Raw genomic sequence first — 3,010 nt, 5'->3', positions numbered from 1 at the left:
ATGCATCTAATTGCTGCAAGATCACCCTTTTAGGAGAACGCCCTCCATGACATGCGAAGCACGGGTCATTGTCATCACCTCCGGCAAAGGCGGTGTTGGCAAAACCACCACCACGGCCAACATAGGCGTAGCCCTCGCCGCTCTCGGCGAAAAAGTGGCCTTGGTGGATGCGGATATCGGGCTGCGCAACCTCGATCTCGCCCTCGGCCTTGAAAACCGCATCGTTTACGATATTGTAGATGTGGTGGAAGGCCGTGCAAAACTGCGTCAAGCGCTCGTGCGCGACAAACGCCACCAAAATCTCGCGCTGCTTCCCGCAGCACAAACGCGCGATAAAAGCGCTGTAAGTCCTCGCCAAATGCAGCAGGTCATCACCGAACTGAAAGACGAGGGGTTTGGGTTCATTCTCATTGACTGCCCCGCCGGCATCGAACAGGGGTTTCGTAACGCCACGGCCGGCGCTACCGAGGCGATCGTGGTGACGAACCCTGAAATGGCTTCCGTGCGCGACGCCGATCGCATCATCGGCCTGCTCGAAGCGCAAGAGCTGCGCGACCCCATGCTCGTTGTAAACCGCATTCGGGTGCAGATGGTAAAAAACCAGGAGATGCTCGGCGTAGAGGACGTGCAGGAGGTGCTCGGTAAATCGGTACGCCTTTTGGGCATCGTGCCCGACGACGAGAGCATTATCACCTCCACAAACCGCGGAGAGCCTGCCGTTCTCAGTGAAAATAGCCAGGCAGGGCGAGCTTTTCACAACATCGCACGTCGCCTCCGCGGCGAAGAGGTGCCTTTTTCAGAACTAGAAGAGAAAACCGGCCTTTTAGAGCGGCTGCGCAAGATGTTTGCCGGAAAGAGATAGACGTTCGGGAGAGAGGAGCGGAGCCATGACAATGAATATTCTAGAGAAACTGTTTGGGCGGGGAAGTAAATCGCCACGCAGTGTGGCCAAAGACCGCCTGCACCTGGTATTGATGCACGATCGGGCTGCCATCTCCCCGGCCATCATGGACGAGATGCGTCGCGAGATACTTAAAGTTCTGTCGCGCTATATGGATATTGATGAGAGCGCTTTGGAGATGAATGTGGAGCGCGAAAACAACACGGTCGCCCTCATTGCCAACGTCCCCATACGGAGTATCCACACAGAAAAGTTCGAGTAGCCGTTCACGGCAGCGACACTCGCTCCCCAATGGGCCCTATCCAATATGGTACTCCAGGATATTTGGCCTCCAAAAATTGGGTGAACTTTGTCGGGTCTTCCTGGTTGCCCACGAACATATCGTAGTGCGACGGGACCACGAGTCGAGGGCGCAACTCGCCGGCAAGTTCCACTGCCTCTTGGTAAGTGAAATTGCCTATGATGCCGCGCCGATAGCGTTCGGCATCGCGCCCGTTAATAGGCAAAAAGAGCACGTCGAACTGCGGCCACTGTTGCAGGGTCGAGAGCAAGCCTTCGTACATAATGGTATCGCCGGAATGGTAGAACCTTAAGCCGTTCGCTTCTACCACATAGCCTAGGTAGGGGAAGCCTACACCGGGCTTTTCGTCGAAGAACTCGTGCTTGCTTTTGATGGCCGTGATACGCGCGCCTCGCTCCTCTAAAACTCCACCGGCATTGAGGGGTCTTAAACGTTCGGCGGGGATAAGAGCCTCCTGAAGCATTCTCTCGGTCTCGGTGGCCGGGCATATAAAAAGCGCGTTGGGCGAGGCCTGCACCATGGCGCGTAGGGTCTCCGGGCAAAGGTGGTCGCCATGGCCGTGGGTTACCAACACAAAATCGGCATAACGCCCCTCTGCCGGGGTAAGCGGCGGTGGATTACACCGTGATTCCCAGGCGGTAAACCAGGGGTCAATGTAGAAAACGAGCGCACCTGCCCGCACCACAAAGGTGTGTTGGCCTAACCACCAAAACGCACCCCGCTCCGTTGGGTCACAAGGCCGTGCGATGTCCTCAAGAAGCCGTGTATGTGTTTGGGCTGTAGCGACGCGTACTCTCGATTCGCTTCTCATGGCCGCTCTCTAGTGATGCCCATAGTTGATAAACAGCTCGCTCACCGAGCTATCTTCATGAATGCGACGGATGGCATCGGCGATGAGGGGCGCCACCGAAAGCACCTTGATCTTAGGAATGCGTTTGTACTCCGGCAGAGGCACCGTATCCGTTACCACCAAAGTTTCGAGGGGAGAGCATTGAATACGCTCCACCGCCTTGCCCGACAACACGGCGTGCGTGCAACAGGCGTGAACGGCGGCCGCTCCCCGCTCCATCAGCGCTTCAGCCCCTTGTACAATGGTCCCGGCGGTGTCAATCATGTCGTCAATCATCACACAGGTTTTTCCCGCCACATCTCCGATGATCTCCATGATCTCCACCTTGTTGGGCGCGGGGCGCCGTTTGGCAATAATGGCGATGGGGGTATTAAGGTGTTCGGCCAGGGCACGCGCGCGCGCCACGCCGCCCACGTCGGGCGACACAACCACCGTGTTTCCGTTGTAAAGCCCTTCAGAGCGCAGATATTCCGCGATAATAGGGCCGGCGTAGAGATGGTCAACCGGCAGGTCGAAAAAACCCTGAATTTGGCCGGCATGTAGGTCTACACACAGCACCCTGCTGGCCCCCGCCGTTGTGATGAGGTTGGCTACCAGGCGTGCGGTCACCGGCTCGCGCGGACGCACTTTCTTGTCTTGCCGCGCATAGCCGTAGTAGGGCAACGCCACGGTGATCCTGCGGGCGGAGGCACGCCGAAACGCATCTATCATAATGAGCAGTTCCATGAGGTTATCGTTCACAGGGGCACACGTAGGCTGAATAATAAAGATGTCTTGGCCGCGTGCGCTCTCCTCGATCTTCACCCCAATTTCACCGTCGGAGAACTTACTGACCTGTATTGCACCAAGCTCGATGCCAAGCTCTCGAGCAATTTTTGCCGCCAACTCCGGGTTGGCGTTCCCTGTGAAAACGCGCAGGGTGTTGGTTTGCATCCGCTCTCTCCTTGCCATAGGGCCT

4 protein-coding genes are annotated in these 3,010 nt (G+C 57.0%); 2 read left to right on the top strand and 2 right to left on the bottom strand.

Translation table 11 applies throughout. The features are described 5' to 3' along the window. Positions 1–46 precede the first annotated feature (46 nt). Positions 47–862 (top strand): septum site-determining protein MinD, encoded by an 816-nt coding sequence (gene minD / locus VKV18_RS13630; RefSeq protein ID WP_324201738.1) that lies wholly within the window; start codon positions 47–49, stop codon positions 860–862. 25 nt (positions 863–887) lie between these two features. Further along, complete coding sequence (minE, locus tag VKV18_RS13625) at positions 888–1,163, top strand: cell division topological specificity factor MinE (RefSeq protein WP_324204736.1); 276 nt, start codon at positions 888–890, stop codon at positions 1,161–1,163. Between the two features lie 4 nt (positions 1,164–1,167). On the opposite strand, the gene VKV18_RS13620 is transcribed toward minE, so the two are convergent. Further along, a complete protein-coding gene (locus VKV18_RS13620; RefSeq protein ID WP_324204735.1) occupies positions 1,168–2,013 on the bottom strand; it encodes an MBL fold metallo-hydrolase in 846 nt (281 codons plus the stop codon). A 9-nt stretch (positions 2,014–2,022) separates the two neighbouring features. Beyond that, positions 2,023–2,985, bottom strand: coding sequence for a ribose-phosphate pyrophosphokinase (locus tag VKV18_RS13615; RefSeq protein WP_324204734.1), 963 nt, complete (start codon positions 2,983–2,985; stop codon positions 2,023–2,025). Between the last annotated feature and the right edge of the window lie 25 nt (positions 2,986–3,010).

Origin of the sequence: Chthonomonas sp. (assembly GCF_035294505.1) — a bacterium.
Taxonomy (GTDB): domain Bacteria; phylum Armatimonadota; class Chthonomonadetes; order Chthonomonadales; family Chthonomonadaceae; genus Chthonomonas.
Note: the sequence above shows the minus strand (reverse complement) of the source record. Positions and strands in the feature narration are given on the sequence as shown.